Source organism: Oscillibacter sp. MSJ-31 (assembly GCF_018918025.1).
Taxonomy (GTDB): domain Bacteria; phylum Bacillota; class Clostridia; order Oscillospirales; family Oscillospiraceae; genus Hominicoprocola.
This window is the reverse complement of the sequence record NZ_JAHLPT010000001.1, coordinates 373,356-388,875: the sequence shown is the minus strand read 5'-3', so window position 1 is coordinate 388,875 and position 15,520 is coordinate 373,356. Positions and strand designations below refer to the sequence as shown.

The 15,520-nt window shown below is 49.0% G+C and carries 16 protein-coding genes; 5 read left to right on the top strand and 11 right to left on the bottom strand.

The window, feature by feature from the left end:
- Nucleotides 1-144: 144 nt before the first annotated feature.
- A complete protein-coding gene (locus KQI17_RS01775) occupies nt 145-1,062 on the bottom strand; it encodes an AEC family transporter (protein ID WP_216494529.1) in 918 nt (305 codons plus the stop codon).
- A 271-nt stretch (nt 1,063-1,333) separates the two neighbouring features.
- Between KQI17_RS01775 and KQI17_RS01770 the strand changes: the two genes are divergently transcribed.
- Nucleotides 1,334-2,248, top strand: coding sequence for a LysR family transcriptional regulator (locus KQI17_RS01770; protein WP_216494528.1), 915 nt, complete (start codon nt 1,334-1,336; stop codon nt 2,246-2,248).
- 5 nt (nt 2,249-2,253) lie between these two features.
- Here KQI17_RS01770 and mobV read toward each other — a convergent pair whose 3' ends face one another.
- From mobV to KQI17_RS01755, 3 genes are all read right to left on the bottom strand, one after another.
- Nucleotides 2,254-3,210 carry a MobV family relaxase gene (gene mobV, locus KQI17_RS01765; RefSeq protein WP_216494527.1) on the bottom strand — a complete coding sequence of 319 codons (957 nt, stop codon included), beginning with the start codon at nt 3,208-3,210 and terminating at the stop codon, nt 2,254-2,256.
- Nucleotides 3,211-3,575: 365 nt separating this feature from the next.
- Complete coding sequence (locus KQI17_RS01760; RefSeq protein WP_216494526.1) at nt 3,576-4,685, bottom strand: AAA family ATPase; 1,110 nt, start codon at nt 4,683-4,685, stop codon at nt 3,576-3,578.
- The gene (locus tag KQI17_RS01755; RefSeq protein WP_216494525.1) at nt 4,675-4,878 is read right to left on the bottom strand and encodes a helix-turn-helix domain-containing protein; all 204 of its coding nucleotides are present in this window, start codon (nt 4,876-4,878) and stop codon (nt 4,675-4,677) included. Before KQI17_RS01755 ends, KQI17_RS01760 begins: the two co-directional genes overlap by 11 nt.
- 155 nt (nt 4,879-5,033) lie before the next feature.
- On the opposite strand from KQI17_RS01755, the gene KQI17_RS01750 reads away from it, so the two are divergent.
- Both KQI17_RS01750 and KQI17_RS01745 read left to right on the top strand, forming a co-directional pair.
- A complete protein-coding gene (locus KQI17_RS01750; RefSeq protein ID WP_216494523.1) occupies nt 5,034-6,059 on the top strand; it encodes a DUF6076 domain-containing protein in 1,026 nt (341 codons plus the stop codon).
- 24 nt (nt 6,060-6,083) lie between these two features.
- Entirely contained in the window at nt 6,084-7,328 is a 1,245-nt protein-coding gene (locus KQI17_RS01745) for a tyrosine-type recombinase/integrase (RefSeq protein ID WP_216494522.1), read from the top strand.
- Between the two features lie 245 nt (nt 7,329-7,573).
- Here the strand turns inward: KQI17_RS01745 and KQI17_RS01740 are convergent, their stop codons facing one another.
- The 3 genes from KQI17_RS01740 to KQI17_RS01730 are packed head-to-tail and all read right to left on the bottom strand — an operon-like array spanning nt 7,574 to nt 8,998.
- Nucleotides 7,574-7,819 (bottom strand): hypothetical protein, encoded by a 246-nt coding sequence (locus tag KQI17_RS01740; protein ID WP_216494520.1) that lies wholly within the window; start codon nt 7,817-7,819, stop codon nt 7,574-7,576.
- Between the two features lie 51 nt (nt 7,820-7,870).
- Nucleotides 7,871-8,071 carry a hypothetical protein gene (locus tag KQI17_RS01735; protein ID WP_215687779.1) on the bottom strand — a complete coding sequence of 67 codons (201 nt, stop codon included), beginning with the start codon at nt 8,069-8,071 and terminating at the stop codon, nt 7,871-7,873.
- Nucleotides 8,072-8,083: 12 nt separating this feature from the next.
- The gene (locus tag KQI17_RS01730; RefSeq protein ID WP_216494519.1) at nt 8,084-8,998 is read right to left on the bottom strand and encodes a DNA polymerase IV; all 915 of its coding nucleotides are present in this window, start codon (nt 8,996-8,998) and stop codon (nt 8,084-8,086) included.
- 156 nt (nt 8,999-9,154) lie between these two features.
- Between KQI17_RS01730 and KQI17_RS01725 the strand changes: the two genes are divergently transcribed.
- On the top strand, nt 9,155-9,973 hold the full coding sequence (locus KQI17_RS01725; protein ID WP_216494518.1) for an XRE family transcriptional regulator: 819 nt from the start codon (nt 9,155-9,157) through the stop codon (nt 9,971-9,973).
- Between the two features lie 69 nt (nt 9,974-10,042).
- Nucleotides 10,043-10,261, top strand: a complete 219-nt coding sequence (locus KQI17_RS01720; protein WP_216494516.1) for a helix-turn-helix domain-containing protein — start codon at nt 10,043-10,045, stop codon at nt 10,259-10,261.
- A 449-nt stretch (nt 10,262-10,710) separates the two neighbouring features.
- On the opposite strand, the gene KQI17_RS13495 is transcribed toward KQI17_RS01720, so the two are convergent.
- The 4 genes from KQI17_RS13495 to KQI17_RS01700 form a co-directional block, all read right to left on the bottom strand.
- A complete protein-coding gene (locus KQI17_RS13495) occupies nt 10,711-11,136 on the bottom strand; it encodes a hypothetical protein (protein ID WP_253285618.1) in 426 nt (141 codons plus the stop codon).
- A gap of 26 nt (nt 11,137-11,162) precedes the next feature.
- Nucleotides 11,163-11,708, bottom strand: coding sequence for a hypothetical protein (locus KQI17_RS01710; protein ID WP_216494515.1), 546 nt, complete (start codon nt 11,706-11,708; stop codon nt 11,163-11,165).
- Nucleotides 11,709-12,104: 396 nt separating this feature from the next.
- Nucleotides 12,105-13,094: an HIRAN domain-containing protein gene (locus tag KQI17_RS01705; protein WP_216494514.1), complete on the bottom strand. Its 990-nt coding sequence runs from the start codon at nt 13,092-13,094 to the stop codon at nt 12,105-12,107.
- Nucleotides 13,095-13,138: 44 nt separating this feature from the next.
- Complete coding sequence (locus tag KQI17_RS01700) at nt 13,139-15,406, bottom strand: ATP-dependent helicase (protein WP_216494512.1); 2,268 nt, start codon at nt 15,404-15,406, stop codon at nt 13,139-13,141.
- Between the last annotated feature and the right edge of the window lie 114 nt (nt 15,407-15,520).

Sequence of the window (15,520 nt, the reverse complement as noted above, 5' to 3'; positions counted from 1 at the left end):
AGATCTCCAATACTTTATTTGAGGCGGCCAGGCGATCCACTTTGCCGCCTCTGTTTTGCTATGCTCTTTTTCTGCCGATAACTTTTCTTTGAATTAGGACTTGACTTTTTAGCAGGTTTTCAGCTAAACACTATGTTTCCGCTATCACCCAATGATGTACGCCCACAGCGGCAGCGTCAGCATGGAAAGTAGCGTCGTGAACACCACACAGCGCGTGGCAAACGGCGCGTCACTGCCGTACTTCGCCGCGAAGATGGCGGCGGTCGCGCCCGCGGGCATGCCGGTCATCAGCACGCTCACGCCGAGCGCCGTCGGCTCAAGGCGCAGCAGCATCCCGACGCCCAGCGCCACCGCGGGCAGGAGCACGAGCCGCAGAACGCTGAACGCCGCCGTGTCGCGGTTGCAGATGCTTTTGAGCGGCACGTCCACCAGAATGGTGCCGACAATGAACATGGTCAGCGCGGAGTTGCAGCTGCCGATGTACTTCACCGTGTTGAGCACGACGGACGGCAGCCGCACCTGCGTAATCATGCAGAGCAGTCCTAAATAGATGGCGACCAGACAGGGGTGCGTCAGCACGTTTTTGACGACCTTGCGCTTGTCCACCGTCTCTCCCGCGACGAAGTACGTCGTGCCGACCGACCACATCACGATGCGCATGGGAATGAGAAAGATGGAGGTGTAGAGCACGCCGACCTCGCTGTAGATGCCCTCGGCGATGGGATTGCCGAGAAAGCCGCTCATCGGCACGATGGTGCAGTATTGCAGCACTTTCTTCTGCTGCGCCGGATAATGGTTATAGAGGAATTTGTTCAGCGCCAGACAGAAAAGCTGCATCACCATCGCGCTCGCAAGCAGCGCGGCGCAGGCTCTGAGAATGTCCGCGTTGAAGTCGATGAGACAGGATTTGAAAATGTTGCAGGGGATGACGATGCTGATGCACAGGTCGGAAAGGCATTTCTTGCCGTTCTCGTCGATGACGCCCTTTTTCTTTAGCAGCGCACCGGTCAGCATCATCGCAAACAGCGTGAGCTGCAAACTGCCAAGCTCCAGAATACTCATACCGCAAGTGCCCCTCCTTCGTAAAACGCACCCTTCAGCCGGAGCGTGAAACAGGGGACGATCGCGCAAGTCCCCTCAACGCTTCGGCTGAAAAGCAATATCCGCTCCAAGGCGCGCCTGTGTGTGGAAGCCGGAGCCGCGAAAAGGAGACCGCCGCTCCGATATCGTCAGGCGCTGCTTGGACTATGGATAGCATACCGCAAATTCCAGCTCTTGTAAAACTGCTTGAATCGGTATAAGATACAGGAAAAAACTGTAAGGAGGCCGCGTTATGAACTTCGATTCGCTGGAATACTTCTCCGTGCTTGCGCGGGAGCGGAGCTTCACCCGCGCCGCCGAGCTCCTGCACATCACGCAGCAGTCGCTCTCGTCGCACATTGCCAATCTGGAGCGGGAACTGAACTGTCCGCTCGTTGTGCGGCGTATTCCGCTGGAGCTGACCTTTGCGGGGCAGACCTTTCTCCGCTACGCGGAGGAGCTACGCCGCACACAGCACGCCATGCAGCAGGAGTTCTGCGACATTTCGAAAAATCAAAAGGGGGAGTTGCGCGTCGGCGTCGCGTTCACACGCGGGCGCACCGTCATGCCGCGCCTGATCGCCGCATTCCAGCGGGAATATCCGAACGTCGAGATCACATTGGTCGAGGATTCCAACGATGCGCTGCAAAAATTATTGACGGACGGCGATATTGACCTTGCCATTGCCGATTTTTCCAAGGTGCCGCAGGAGGTCGAGCTGCGAGACTTCTATGATGAGCACATCGTTCTCTGCCTGTCCGACGCACTGGTCGACCGCTGCGGCCTCGACCTCGCCGCGCACGAGGCGGCGCTGCGCGCGGGCGATCTGAGCAGCCTGCGCGACTGTCCCTTTGTCCTCGGCCATGCCGCGGACATTGGCGGACGCATCGGGCGCGAGCTTCTGCGGCGCTCCGGCGTAAAACCCATCGTCAAGGCGACCTCGGAGAACATCGAAACCCTGCTGGAGCTGTGCGAGCAGGGCATCGGCGCGTGCTTCAGTCCGGAAAACCTTGTCCATACGGCGCTGGATGAGGAACAGATCAAGCATCTGTATCTCCTGCATTTTGAAAACGGCGCATCCTACCCCATCCGCTTCGGCTTTCTCAAGCGCTCGTATCAATGGAGCGTCATTGAGGCGTTCATCCGCATCGCACAAGAAAGCATCTGACAGCATTATCGTTCTGCTTTCTGAAGGCTTGTCTGTAGATTGTTCTCCAAAAAGTCTGACGGCACTTTACTCAGCAGCTTCTCCGCCCGCTTATAACGCTCTTCCAGCACCGCAAGCTTCGCGCGCTGCTCGGCGCTTTTGCGGCGCTCGGCAGTCAACTCGTCCCTGAGCGCTTCATTTTCCTCGGCGCTGCATCGCTGCATGGTAAGTGACTGCGACACGGCCTGCTGCATCCGCTGAATCTCTGCCTGGAAAGACTCCACCTCCGGCAAGAGCTGCTTGAAGGTTTCTACGGCCTCTTCGCGCTTCTTGCCCGCGTTCAGTACATTGATGCCGTTCAAGGCTGCTTCCAGCCTTTCCAATTTGGCGTCCATCGCCGTGACTTTCTTGTACCATTGCGGCGTCAGGTGCTTGCGCTTGGTCTCCACGGCAGGCGCGCCGCGCTCCAGCTCCGGCCACCGCTCCGACATACAGGCGTAAAAGTCGTCCTGCCAGCGGATCATACTTTTCTTGTTGCCGAGAATTTCTTTTGCAGACAGCCGCTTGTCCTTTGTCAGCGGTACAAAGCACAGGTGCAAATGCGGCGTTTTTTCGTCCATGTGTACCACGGCGGAAATGATGTTTTCTTCGCCTATACGCTCTTTCAAAAACTCAAATGCTCGGTTGAAGTATTCCGGCATTTCCGCATCATGCGCCTTTGCAAACTCGGGGCTGACCGTTACCAGCGTATCCACGAATTTCACGCTGTCTTTTCGCACGCGGCAGCCTGCCGTCCTGATGCGGTGTCGGATCTCCTGCTCGTAGCTCCAGCGCGGCGTGACTATGTGGTAGTTCTGCATGGTACGGTTTTTGTCAATGTCCGGATTGCTGGCGTAAATCTCTTTTGTCCTCTCGTGGTGGGCGCTCAGCGCCTTGGACGCGCCACCCTTATGTTTGGCAAATCGTAAAATGGCATAAGCCATTGCTGTTCCTCCCTTGTCGTATTTTAGAGACGAGGGAGCGGAGAATCCCCATCACGACTTCCTGAAAAAGTGCGCCCGTGAGGTGTCGATACCGACACCTCACGTTCTTCTTTTTCGGTCCGGTCAAAATCACGGACTGGCCGCGGCCAGTTCGTGATTTCTCCCGTCCCCCGTCGTGATGGGTATAACACACTAGACTTTGTACCAAAGTCCGTGTGCCAGCCGTTCCCTCTGGACTCCCTCAAGCGGTCATTTCCCGCCGCCTCACGGCACGGAAAATGACCTTATCGGTGTACGGTATGTCCGATAATGTACGGTATTTTGAGGGGAAACCCCGCTCCCCATTTTACCGTACATACCGTACATTACCGTACACCGTCCCACCGCAGCGAAAGCGCTTTGCCCTCTTTCGTGCGGTGTGAAACGTAGCGGACGCCATACTCGCGCAGCAAATTTTCCTGCTGAACATTCAGCGTCCGCACGATCCAGTTCGGCGTAAAGCTTTGGCTGCTGTCCATCTTGGAAAGACTCCGCGCAAGCTCTGTCGCCGTGCCGTTCCACGATGGATTTTCTCCATTCACCAGCCGAGAAACAAGCTCGACCAGCGGGTTCGGCGGTTCCTTGAGCCGTCCCGTTTCCACCTCAATCAACTTCCAGTTCAAATGTGCGGCATCAAAAGAGATGTGCAATCGAAGCTGTTGCTGGTCGCGTCCTACCGCCTCTAAAACAGCATCCGAAGCGGTGCGCTTGTCTTTGTATAGAATCAGTGCGCCGTCTGCCGCGCCCATCAAGCCATTCGTGCCGGAGATGGTGTTAAACACGTCCTCCGCGCCCTCCTTGCGCGTGTGATGAACGACCAGCACGGTGACGCCGAAGGTGTCGGAGAATTCCTTCAGCCTTGCCAGCGTGTCATAATCGGCGGCATAGCTGCCGTTGTCCGGTGTATGGCCGCGCACCCGCTGCAAGGTGTCAATGACAATAAGCACCGTGTCCGCGCGCTCGCTCCAAAAGTCGCTCAGCCGTTCCGTCAAGCCTTCGTCCAGCGTTTCAGAGAAAACGGAGAGGATCAGGTGCTCGCTGTCCTGCTCCGTCATCTGCGCTAGACGCTTCTGCAATCGCTCGTAGGTATCTTCTAAGGCAAGATACAAAACCGTACCTTTCCGGGAAGAAAAGCCGAGGAAGGGCGCTCCCATGCTCACCTGATAGGCCATCTGCAAGACGAGAAAGGACTTGCCGATCTTCGGTGCGCCGGCGAGGAGGTATGTCCCCGCCGGCAACAGTCCGTCGATGACCGCCGGGCGGACGCGAAAGCGTGTTTCCATCAGCTCCGGCATGGTCATGGCCTGAATTTTCCCAAACCGCTTGTGCGGATCTTCAATGTCTGTTATACTGTTTGTGCGTGCAAGCGCGGACGGCTGCTCCCCATCTGGTGCAACAGATGGAATCGGGGCAGTCGTTTCTTTTTCAGTTGCCATTCCCACCTCCCGTATTCTGCTCGATCCAGTCAATGAGCTTGTCCTTCGGCACAAGCAACCGCTTGCCGATGCGCAGCGTGGGAAATGTCCCCGTGTTGAGGAGCTGATACGCTCCTGCGCGGGAAATCCCCAACGCTGCCGCGAGCTGATTGGCATTCAGCACCGCGGGCAGATTTTCATAGTTGTTGTTCATGTGTGTCCTCCTTTGAAAATTTTAGTTGACATTATGGACTATAAAGATTATAATGCACAATGTAACTACTATGGTTTGATTGTATAATGTTGGTGCGGAAAAGTCAATAGATAATTTTCTTCATCTATTTTGATATATCTAACAGGAGGGCAGCTATGGTCTTTCCCGAACACATGGAGTTCCGATATTACATCACGCCGGAGCGAAAAGAACACTTTGCACTGTATGACAGAACATTAGGCAGCCGCATGACCTACCTGGAGCTGACGCAGGACCTTGGCCAATGTCTCATCGACCTTTACGATACGGACTTCTATGATGCCTATTGCGTATTGTCCGAGATCAACAAGCTGGTACGAGTAGAGAAGAACGAGGCCACATGGAGGAAGCTGTTGGAGCTGTCGATGCCGCTTTGCGAAGTGCATCCGTTTTTTGGGCCGCTTGTAAAGGAGCTGAGCAAGCTGGAATCCGCATACGCACACGGTCAGGATGCTGACGCAGCGATTGTCCTTTCATTCGCCAACGATTTTGAAGCCATCGTCCGTGATGCAAAGGCACTGATCGAACGATGCCTGGATGACCGCTATCAGCCGGACTACTCCACGGCAGAGCGTTACCGCGAGGCGCACTATGACGCATTGCTCCATTTCGACGATATGAGGTACGGCGAGCTTGCCACCGAGGAGGTCGTGCTGGATAGTCCAGCGTATGACAGCGCCTACCATTACAGTGTGGAGATGCTGCGCGAGCGCGGGATTAGGACAGCGCTGCGCGAGGTGCTCTATCCCAACACCGTGCGAGACCTCTATAGCTACTTGAAAGCGTACTGTCTCCGCCTGCCGCTGGCGATCCATAAGTGCAAAAACTGCGGCAGGTACTTTGTTGTGACCGGCAACATCACGCAGGACTACTGCACGCGGCTGATGGAAGGCTCGGAAAAAACCTGCCGCCAGATGGGAGCGGTGGTGCAGTATCAGAGCAGGCAGATGAAGAACCCCGCCACAAGGGAGTTTACGCGCTCTTATAAGGCCCACAATGCCCGTGTGCGATACGGAACGATGACCAAGGCAGAGTTCACCGCATGGTCGAAGACGGCGCGGGAAAAGCGTGACGCCTGCGTAGCGGGCAAGCTGTCTCTCAAGGATTTTGTCGCGTGGCTCGACAGTGACAAACAACGATAAAACAACGGACTGACTGGCCGTTTTATGATTTCAGAAGAACAGGAGGTTTCATTGGCAACGCGAAAAACAAAAGGAGCCAAGGGCGGCGGCACGATCCGTCAGCGTCCTGATGGGCGCTGGGAGGCGCGCTATACCCTCGGCATTGATCCCGGGACAGGAAAGCAGATTCAAAAATCCGTCTACGGCAAAACGCAGAGGGAGGCAAGGCAGAAGCTCACCGCGATCACCGCGGAGATCGACAGCGGAACGTATATCCCACAGGATAAAACAACGCTCGAACAATGGCTTAATATCTGGCTGGACGAATACATGGGCGATAAAAAATACGGTACAATACGGAATTACAAAATCGCCTGTAAATATCACATCATTCCGTACATGGGCAAATACCGATTGTCTGACCTGAAGCCACACATGATCCAAACACTGTATAACCGACTTTATCGAGGAGAAGATGGTGAAAAACCGCTGTCAGCAAAAACCATCCGCAATGTGCATGGCGTCCTCAGCAAAGCACTGAATCAAGCAGTGTGGAATGAAATGATTCGCTTAAATCCAGCGCAGCTAACTACTCTCCCACGGAAGGTCCAGAAAGATATTCAGACCTTGACCGACGAGCAAATAAAGCAGTTTTCCATGTTAGTCGAGCAGGACAGCTATCGTGCCATTTTGAAATTCATTCTTTTCAGCGGCGTCAGAGAGTCAGAAGCAATTGGGTTGACGTGGGACTGTATTGATTTTGACCGAGGTACGATCCGTGTCTATCATCAGATGTTAAAGCGTACCAAGGAAGCAGGTGGTTATACGTTGGCGTCCCTTAAGAATGACAAAGAGCGTCTGCTGACTCCGCCGCCGATGCTGATGACTATGCTGAAAGAGCAGAAGAGGGAGCAGGTGGAGCGGCGTATGAAAGCTGGCCCAGCATGGCATGGATGGAATTCTGTAGAGGAGCAGAAAACGTGGTTTGTCTTTACGACAGAGTTTGGTGACCACTACTGCCCGCAGACGGTGTACGCACATTTCAAAAAGATCGCAAGGCAAATCGGTGCGGAGAAGGCGAATGTCCATAGCTTGCGCCATACCTATGCAGTGCTCTGCCTTCAGAACGGTGATGATGTGAAGACCGTGCAGTCAAATCTTGGCCATGCAACGGCAGCATTTACGCTGGATGTGTATGGCCATGTCTCTGAAAAAATGAAACAAGACAGTGCAAACCGCATGGAAGCCTATATGCGGGGCACTGTCTATGGAAAGACCAAAAACGGTTAAAGGGTCAAATAAAGGGTCAGAAACGAGAAAAGAGGTCTGAAACCCTTTGGTTTCAGACCTCTTGCTGTGATGCGTGACCAATTTAGATGCATGCTGAAAATAGGAAAAATCCAGAGCTGAAGCGGCTTTGGGCTGTTTCAGCCATATTTTTTTCTAACAATTTCCCGTGATAGAGAAGAATCGAGGGATTTTTAAGAGTGACCAAAATAGATACAGCCTCACATTTCCGATTCCCGCCTTTGTGATCATTTTCGCTTGCCGTGTTCTTGAGGATTACTTTCCCAATCTTTCAGCCACGCCTCAAATGCTTGAACATTTTCTTCGCGCGTATAGAACTCGCGAATGACAGGGAGCAGTGCTGCAGCCAGACCTTTGAGCGCCCACAAGTCAGGTTCGACTTTATCGAGGTTGTAATCCTCCACATCTGTGACTGTGCCATCCTTGTCAAGATGGATGACGCTAACGGGTATTCTGTTAAACTTCTCATCCATCTTTTCTCGGCTCCTCAGCGGTAGAATCTGTCTCGATTTGAAATCGGCTCTTCATAGGCCGTCAGGCACTTCATCCGGAAAGTTCTCGGCAAACCAGCGGAATGGTATAAGGACCATATCTGGTAGACCGTTTTCTGTTATTACGAAGCCGATGTCCTCGTTGTCAATGCGTTCCAGAATTTCATCCAGTTTTTCGACGAGCAGTGTTTGCTCGATGCGTTCCATTTCGGATAGTGGCGGCAGTCTTTTCATTTTGACATCCCCTTATTCCTGCTGTGATGTGCTTTCTCCGGAAGATACAGGGACAGGCTTTAGCGTACCGGTTATAAAATCATACAGCGCTTCAGGCTCTTTCAGACAATACTTCATGGTGCAATCCGTTTCCCATACCTCAAAGTCATCGGCTGCTTCATACAGCCACCAATCGATGTAGTCGTATTGGTCATTGACCGCTTCTTTCAAAACATCTCTAAGAGCCAGAAGATACTTGTTTTCGGTACCGAATACAAAGTGACCATTGATCCCCAGCATATGCCGCAGTGTATCCGGAGAAGTCTTTGCCAAATCCCCGATGGTGTGGATTCCGTATTGAGCCAGCTTATTTTCTGTGGCTTTGCCCACATACAGCAGCTCTGCAGCATCAAGAGGCCAGATTTTTTCTTTGAAGTTGTCCCGTTTGATTTCGGTGATTGCATCCGGCTTTCGCATGTCTGACCCGAGTTTGGCAAAAATCTTGTTGAATGACACACCGATGCTGACCGTCAGGCCAAGCTCCTCTTTTGTTGTCCGCCGGATTGCCTCGGCGATCTCCATGCCCGTTCCGCAGACACCAGAACCGGTCACATCAAGCCAGCACTCATCCATGCCATACGGTTCAACAAGATCCGTATATCGGTGGTAAATTTGACGGGCCAGCTTAGAATACTTGAGGTACTGATCGTACTGGGGCGGCACAACGACCAGTCCTGGGCAAAGCTGCCGAGCTTCCCAATTCACCATGCCCGTTTTCACTCCGGCTTTCTTGGCCAAGTCTGATTTGGCCAAGACAATACCATGACGTTCTTCGGTTGATCCGCACACCGCGACAGGCTTTCCTTTGAGCTCTGGGTTAAGCATCATTTCAACGGATGCGTAGAAGGAGTTCATGTCGCTGTGCAGAATGACACGCTCGTTATCCATGTGTTTTCACCTCTTATCTTGCTCGTGTGCTTTTATGATAAGCAGATTATTTATCTATGTCAATGTCGCATTTGTAGAGTAATAGTCAATTTTCTATTGACAGCGAGTCTTTTCCACTATATACTGAAGCCATAAACAGAAAAGGCGGTTGCTATTATGAGTAAGAGCAAAGCTAAAATTCTTTCTCTCCCGATAACGAATCACGCAAACTATAATGCAGAGACAGAGCGTCAAGAAAATGTTATTGGGGCCCGCATTGATGAAGCACGCCGCAAGGCTGGCCTCAGCCTCGTCGATTTCAGCGCACTTTTGCGGCAGTATGGGGTAACGATGTCCCCCAGCGGCATCAATAAGTGGGCAAAGGGCAGTGCTTTACCAAACGCCTATCAGCTGGTGGCTGTCTGTCATGCGCTTGATCTGGATGTGGATGTTTCTTATTTTTGCAGCAGTCATACACCGGCACTCAATGATGCAGGCTTGGCAAAAGTCAGGGAGTACAAGGATGACCTGATTGCGTCGGGGAAGTATAAGCCGCAGCCAAAGGTGGTCAGCATTCTCAAGTACATAGAGATGCCTGTGAGTAATCTTGCGGTATCCGCTGGTACCGGCGAATTCCTCGATGAGGACAACTTTGAGATGGTTAGCTTTCCCGAGAAGTCAGTTCCAAAGGGTGCTGATTTTGGTGTACGGGTTTCCGGTGATAGTATGGAACCTGTTTATCATGACGGTCAGATCGTCTGGGTCGAGGAGTGCGAGACCTTGGCTGTTGGAGAGGTCGGCATCTTTGTCTATGATGGCGATGGCTACTTGAAGGTATACAGTGAGCAGGAGCCAAGTGAACAACAAAAGGATGCATTCACCGATAGCTATGGTTGCCTGCACATGCAGCCTGTGATGCTGTCCTATAATCAAGCATACGCGCCCAAGGTGATCATGCCCGATTCACGGTTTCAAGTCGTAGGTCGAGTTCTTTGAGTACAGAGTATTGAACTGCATTTCCTTTAGAATTGATGGCGGGATAGGATGTAGAAAGGCGGGGATTATATGGATACGATAGCAAGGGTGATGGAGTTGGCCGATGAGCGCAACCTCTCTCTTTTCAAGCTATCTCAGTTGTGTGATGTATCATATTCAACCTTGAAGAATGCTGAGATGCGCGGAAGTCAGTTGGGGGTTCCCACGATTGAGCGGATCTGCGTTGCGCTGGGAGTCACATTGAGTGATTTTTTTGCAGAGACAGACACAGCATTTACAAAACAATAAAGTTAAAGGCTCATCAGACAAATGTCCGATGAGCCTTTGATATACATTGCCGTTTTTACGGTGTTTTGTGAGTCTGATTCAAAATTGCTTTGACCAGACTGTACCGAGTAAAGGTGTTAGTGCATTCTGCGGCGCCCAGCGGCAGCTGGTGCAGTTCCCAACGGTAGCTGAGCGCCGCTAACGGCAGTCCAGTTTTAGGCAGTCGTTAAGGGTTTAATCACCACGGTGTAGTGTTTGGTTGCACGCTTCAGGATTGCGTTGGCGGAGACCTCGTCATTAAGAATCATGGAACTCCAGCTTGCCGATTCCCGTTGCGAGCGGATAATGGTGTTCAAGCTAAGTAAAGATTTGATATAGATTGCCGGAATGGATCGTGTGAACGACGCATTAGGTCTGCGTGGTGTGTGTATAGTACTTGGCATCAATAATCAGAACCTCATTGCCTCTGGTCAGCATAATATTGCTTTGCACGACCGGAAGCATGGTGACAATTTCATCGTCCAACGCCACGGAATTTGAGATGCCGTTGCCGTTACCTGTGGGCACTCCTTGGCGTAATACTCCAGCGTGAATTTCTCATACAGCCGGTTCATACGCTGCTCGTCGATGATGGGCAACAGTATTCCTTCGAGAATCGGCTGGCACAGACTGATGAGCATACGATAAGTATTGTTGTTCCGTTGAAACCGAATGGCTGACCAGCGGATCGTAGAGGGATCGATTGTATCAACATTCGAGAAGAACAACATTTCCATCTTTAAATCGCTTTTGTACGCTTGATCTACTCTTGCGTGATGCAGTAAAAGCATGACCGTCGTTTTGAGAATCTGGTTAAGCAGATTATTTTCAGATAGCTCGTCGTATTCACAGGTCAATTCATTATCAGCAGGAAACGATCGTGCTAGAACATTTTGCCATAACCTTTGGCGTTCAGGCTGCTTCTTATGTAAAACAAAGCAGCAGACAAATTTTTCAAAAAGAAGGAGATGCATTCTTTCCTAGTGGGTGCATCATAGTCCAGAAATGCCTGCTCGTTAATGTTATAAAAAACCATAACCAATCCAGAGTATAGTTTTATGTCATACCCACTTTGTATTTGACCATGAAGCCGTTCAAACGATTCATCGCAGGCCTCGCAGCAGGCCTGAACAAATTTTTCATCATATGAAGAGTCTTCAACACAAGAAATAGGGATTCTTATCTGAATAGATCTCAGTGTTCCAGCAGATTCACGATGAATAACACCACTTGCAATTTCTACAGAATAGGGAAATTTTGCGTGGCTAAAACGAAAGGCCTCGTCTGGTTCAAGATAGAAACTCGTAATAGGAAACCAAGTAGTCCCACCAAAATTCTCTTGGATTCCCTCGTTATGTTGTTGATTAACCACGCTAAATCCACGAAATACCTCACGAAGTGAGCGATTTATTTCTTCTATGTTGATCATCAAAAAATACCCCCTAAATGTATTTTTCACAAAAAAATTATACTTATCACCATTACAGTATAAAACTGTCCAGTGCGTGTCTAGCCGTCGTCAGCTTTGACGTTTACACAGCTCATTCCGAAAATGTCAAAGTATTTTAAATTATTATAACACCTTGAGAATCTAAATCAATTCTTATAAATAACCTTCAGATACTACTTTTATTGATAGAATCTTAATACCGGGACACTTACTTTCAATCGACATCCGGCCCATCAGTAGTTTCTCAACCATTCGATCTCCTGATGGATCAGACGTTTTGAAGCCCAAAAAATAATCGGGGACGTGTCCGCGTCTTCCACAGGGATCAATATACTCGACATCGTAAACAATCTTGTACATGTAAATACCTTCCCTTCATCGATCATATACATCTCGAATAGTCTCGCGTATTCTAGAAATATCCTCGTAAATATCTTGCTGACTTCGGACTAAACAGTAATTAGGATTATCGGAATATTTCGCACAGTATCGTTCAATAGAGGCATATGCTCCATTATCTATCACATCTATGGATAGATTGAGAAGTTCCTCCCAATATGTAGAAAACGCAAAATGCTCTGATAAATCCACATCATCTATGTCTGCTTCCTGCAAATCAGCATAGACGGCGGAAGCCAAACTAAAAGCACTCCAAAATGCGTTTGCGGCAATTAGCGTCTTAAAGAAGCCTCTCACAAGAAAGACTGGAATTTTTCCTGACTCATTAATAGCTGCATGGAACAGATGCATATAGCCCCCTATCGAATTGGAATAAAGACCGTTTCTCTTTGATGAGATACATAAATTTGATAGATCTTCCCCCGTCCAGACTGTACCATCAATTTCTATGAGAGACGGGTATGGTGCATCCTTCTTAGCGTTCCAGATTCTCGAGCCAGAACGAAGCCACTTGTCGAGTAGCAGAGAGGAAAAACCGAGCTGCATGTTTAAATCTGCGTCGTGTGAAGATCTCTCTGGAGCATCATCTGCACTATGCGTTGTTTGGGAATGTGCTTCCTTGGTACTTCTTTCCGTAATTCGAATGTTAATTCCGTAGGCACAATCTATATCCCCTCCCGTAACTGCAGAAACGCAAGCGGAGTACTGTTTCCCACTACGCATGGCAGGAGAAACAGTCTTCGCTATGTCTTTAGGCAAAAATCCGAGCTGTCGATTATCTGGGCCAATTACTCTTACCGCATTCTGGTCATACGGATTGTTGGGATCAAGAGAAAGCTGAAGCGGCTGCCCTGGATTTAACAGCCCTTTATTATTTAAATCCCGAATTATTCTTTGCCTGTTTTCAGTATTCTCTCCTGTGTTATTGAATGTTACTCCAGCAACTTTAGTATAGAAAGATAACATTAGGCTTCCTCCATAGAATGTAAGAAAATGATAGCTCAACAATTCTATTGAACCACTTCAGGAACTTCAGCGATAAATCCCTCTCGAATAGCTTCTGAACGATCAGACCCCTTTAATGGGTCATCAAAACTTGTAATATAGAGTCGCTCCATTGCGCGCGTCATACTCACATAAAATAGTCGTCTCTCTTCTTCAAGTTTATCGGCTGTAGTAATAAAGTAATCATTGGGGAAGATGCCAACCTGAACTCCCGGGATAAACACAATCGGAAATTCAAGACCCTTCGCCTTATGGCAAGTGATAATATTAACTGCGCCCTTCTCAATGCTTACATTGTTTTCGCTTTGTAACGCGGTATAGATATAGTCTAGAAACAAATCCAGCTTTGGCACGTCATCAGAGACGTTTTCGAATTCAACCGCTACTTCGAGAATGTGGAGCGCTTTTTGAATTTTGCTAATGCCATCTGCAGGCACATTATCCTCGCTTTGGTAGTATTCCAGCAACTTCGCAATAATTTCGCTCGGTTTCATTGAGGAACTATTCGGGCTCAATTCAGAGAGTAGTTTATATCTTGCTTTAAAGGTGCTCGCCATTTCAAAATCATACGGACAATTGGCCAAGAATCGGAGCCCCTCTAGAGAGGATATCTCGCCCAAGTCAAATTGTTCTTTTAATTCGTTGTATAGAATTCCGTCCATTACCCGCGTTGGGAAGTTAATTGCTTTCGAAAGATTGCCTTTTTTATTAAAATCCTTAACTGTACGCAAAACAGTTAGAAAATCATCATACAACCGATCCCCGCTCAAAGTGCTGGAATATGGAATCTCTGCATTCGAAAGTGCATTTCGAATAGCCTCACCCTGCATCTTATTGCTCCGCAGGAGTATTGCGATATCATCGTAACGTAGCTTGCCAGCTTCTATAATTCTGCTTATTTCATCCGCAATAAATGCAGCTTCAAAAAAGTCTGAAGAAAAGCGATTGAATGAGGTCACTGCTTTGATCTCAGAACCAGTAATAGCAGAATGTTTTTTCGCGTTCATTCGTTTCGGAATTCTGTCTGAATTGTGAGCGATAAATAAATCAGAAATAGAGACAATGCCTTTTTGCGAACGGAAATTGTCCTCTAGGTAAATCGTGTCTGACCTATTGTCGTTGGCATATCGCTTCAATAGCTTTGGGCGTGCACCTCGCCATTCATAGATACATTGGTCATCATCACCAACAAAAAAGAATGATGTATCAACTCCGATAATGTAAGGAAAAATCTGCGCCTGCATTTCATTTACATCCTGAAACTCATCTACTAAAATATGTTGATACTTTGATTTTACCCAATTGGATACGTCCTCATTTTTTGATAGTAGTTGCACAGGAAGGTAAACCATGTCATCAAGATCAATTAGGTCTTCCTTTCTAAGCTCCCGGTTATAATCCGCAAACACTTTGCCTATTTCAGGCAGTGATGCTACTTTAATGCCATTCTTGAGATTTGATATAGCTTTCCGATAAAGGTTTTTCTGCCCAATTATTGATTGTCCATGATGACTTAAAGTTTTCGTAAGGATTCTGTCTACGGTGGACGAACTGGCAATTTCAAAATTGGGGCTCAGTCCTGTGTACTCATTGCATTCTCTCAATAACCCCAGTCCAAAAGAGTGAAAGGTTCTAACATCTACAGAAGTTGTTCGAGTAGCGAGCCTATCATAGATTCGCTTTCGCATTTCGCCTGCAGCCTTATTTGTAAAGGTTATCGCTAGTATTTTTTCGGGAGCAACCCCCTGCGTTTCAATCAAATAGGCAATCCTCTCTGTAAGAACTCTGGTCTTTCCTGAACCAGGCCCAGCAACAACAACGCAGCGTTTTGAGTTTGTGGTTACAGCACGTTCCTGACTGGCAGTCAGATTTACCGTAGCGGTATTCATCTTGGTAGAGGCGACTTGGCCTCTAACATGATTTGGCTGGACGGCTCTTTGCGGAGATTCTTCTTCATCAGAAATACCGCAAGGTTTTCTCAATACTTGAAGGCCGTATCCCTTGCACCAAGTTTCCACTGCCCACGAAGCATTTTCAAAGCTGAGCCCACATTCTTCGACCAAACGTTTCTCAAACCTATACGCAAATGATTTGTCAATATCATGCGCATCTTGTATTCCCCGAACAATGCCAATATCATAAGCAGCAGACAGCAAGCTTACTTGAAGTACTTGCGTTGGAAACATATCTCGCAGTAAAGCAGAAACTTGTTTTTTGCTGCTGAGAACGTGGGGATATAATTCTAATGCATGGGCGAAGTCTTCAGTGAACATAATAATCTCCTAGTGTGCTGTGTCAGAATTATACTGCAGCCTATTCAAGGGAGTTGCTGTATTTCTCGCCTGCAACTACTTCAAAGCACATGTTCCACAATTACAGTGACAACC

Excerpts from the sequence above, each read along its gene's own strand:
- KQI17_RS01775 (WP_216494529.1), bottom strand. The coding sequence starts at position 1,062 with ATGAGTATTCTGGAGCTTGGCAGTTTGCAGCTCACGCTGTTTGCGATG.
- KQI17_RS01770 (WP_216494528.1), top strand. The coding sequence starts at position 1,334 with ATGAACTTCGATTCGCTGGAATACTTCTCCGTGCTTGCGCGGGAGCGG.
- mobV (WP_216494527.1), bottom strand. The coding sequence starts at position 3,210 with ATGGCTTATGCCATTTTACGATTTGCCAAACATAAGGGTGGCGCGTCC.
- KQI17_RS01760 (WP_216494526.1), bottom strand. The coding sequence starts at position 4,685 with ATGGCAACTGAAAAAGAAACGACTGCCCCGATTCCATCTGTTGCACCA.
- KQI17_RS01755 (WP_216494525.1), bottom strand. The coding sequence starts at position 4,878 with ATGAACAACAACTATGAAAATCTGCCCGCGGTGCTGAATGCCAATCAG.
- KQI17_RS01750 (WP_216494523.1), top strand. The coding sequence starts at position 5,034 with ATGGTCTTTCCCGAACACATGGAGTTCCGATATTACATCACGCCGGAG.
- KQI17_RS01745 (WP_216494522.1), top strand. The coding sequence starts at position 6,084 with ATGATTTCAGAAGAACAGGAGGTTTCATTGGCAACGCGAAAAACAAAA.
- KQI17_RS01740 (WP_216494520.1), bottom strand. The coding sequence starts at position 7,819 with ATGGATGAGAAGTTTAACAGAATACCCGTTAGCGTCATCCATCTTGAC.
- KQI17_RS01735 (WP_215687779.1), bottom strand. The coding sequence starts at position 8,071 with ATGAAAAGACTGCCGCCACTATCCGAAATGGAACGCATCGAGCAAACA.
- KQI17_RS01730 (WP_216494519.1), bottom strand. The coding sequence starts at position 8,998 with ATGGATAACGAGCGTGTCATTCTGCACAGCGACATGAACTCCTTCTAC.
- KQI17_RS01725 (WP_216494518.1), top strand. The coding sequence starts at position 9,155 with ATGAGTAAGAGCAAAGCTAAAATTCTTTCTCTCCCGATAACGAATCAC.
- KQI17_RS01720 (WP_216494516.1), top strand. The coding sequence starts at position 10,043 with ATGGATACGATAGCAAGGGTGATGGAGTTGGCCGATGAGCGCAACCTC.
- KQI17_RS01710 (WP_216494515.1), bottom strand. The coding sequence starts at position 11,708 with ATGATCAACATAGAAGAAATAAATCGCTCACTTCGTGAGGTATTTCGT.
- KQI17_RS01705 (WP_216494514.1), bottom strand. The coding sequence starts at position 13,094 with ATGTTATCTTTCTATACTAAAGTTGCTGGAGTAACATTCAATAACACA.
- KQI17_RS01700 (WP_216494512.1), bottom strand. The coding sequence starts at position 15,406 with ATGTTCACTGAAGACTTCGCCCATGCATTAGAATTATATCCCCACGTT.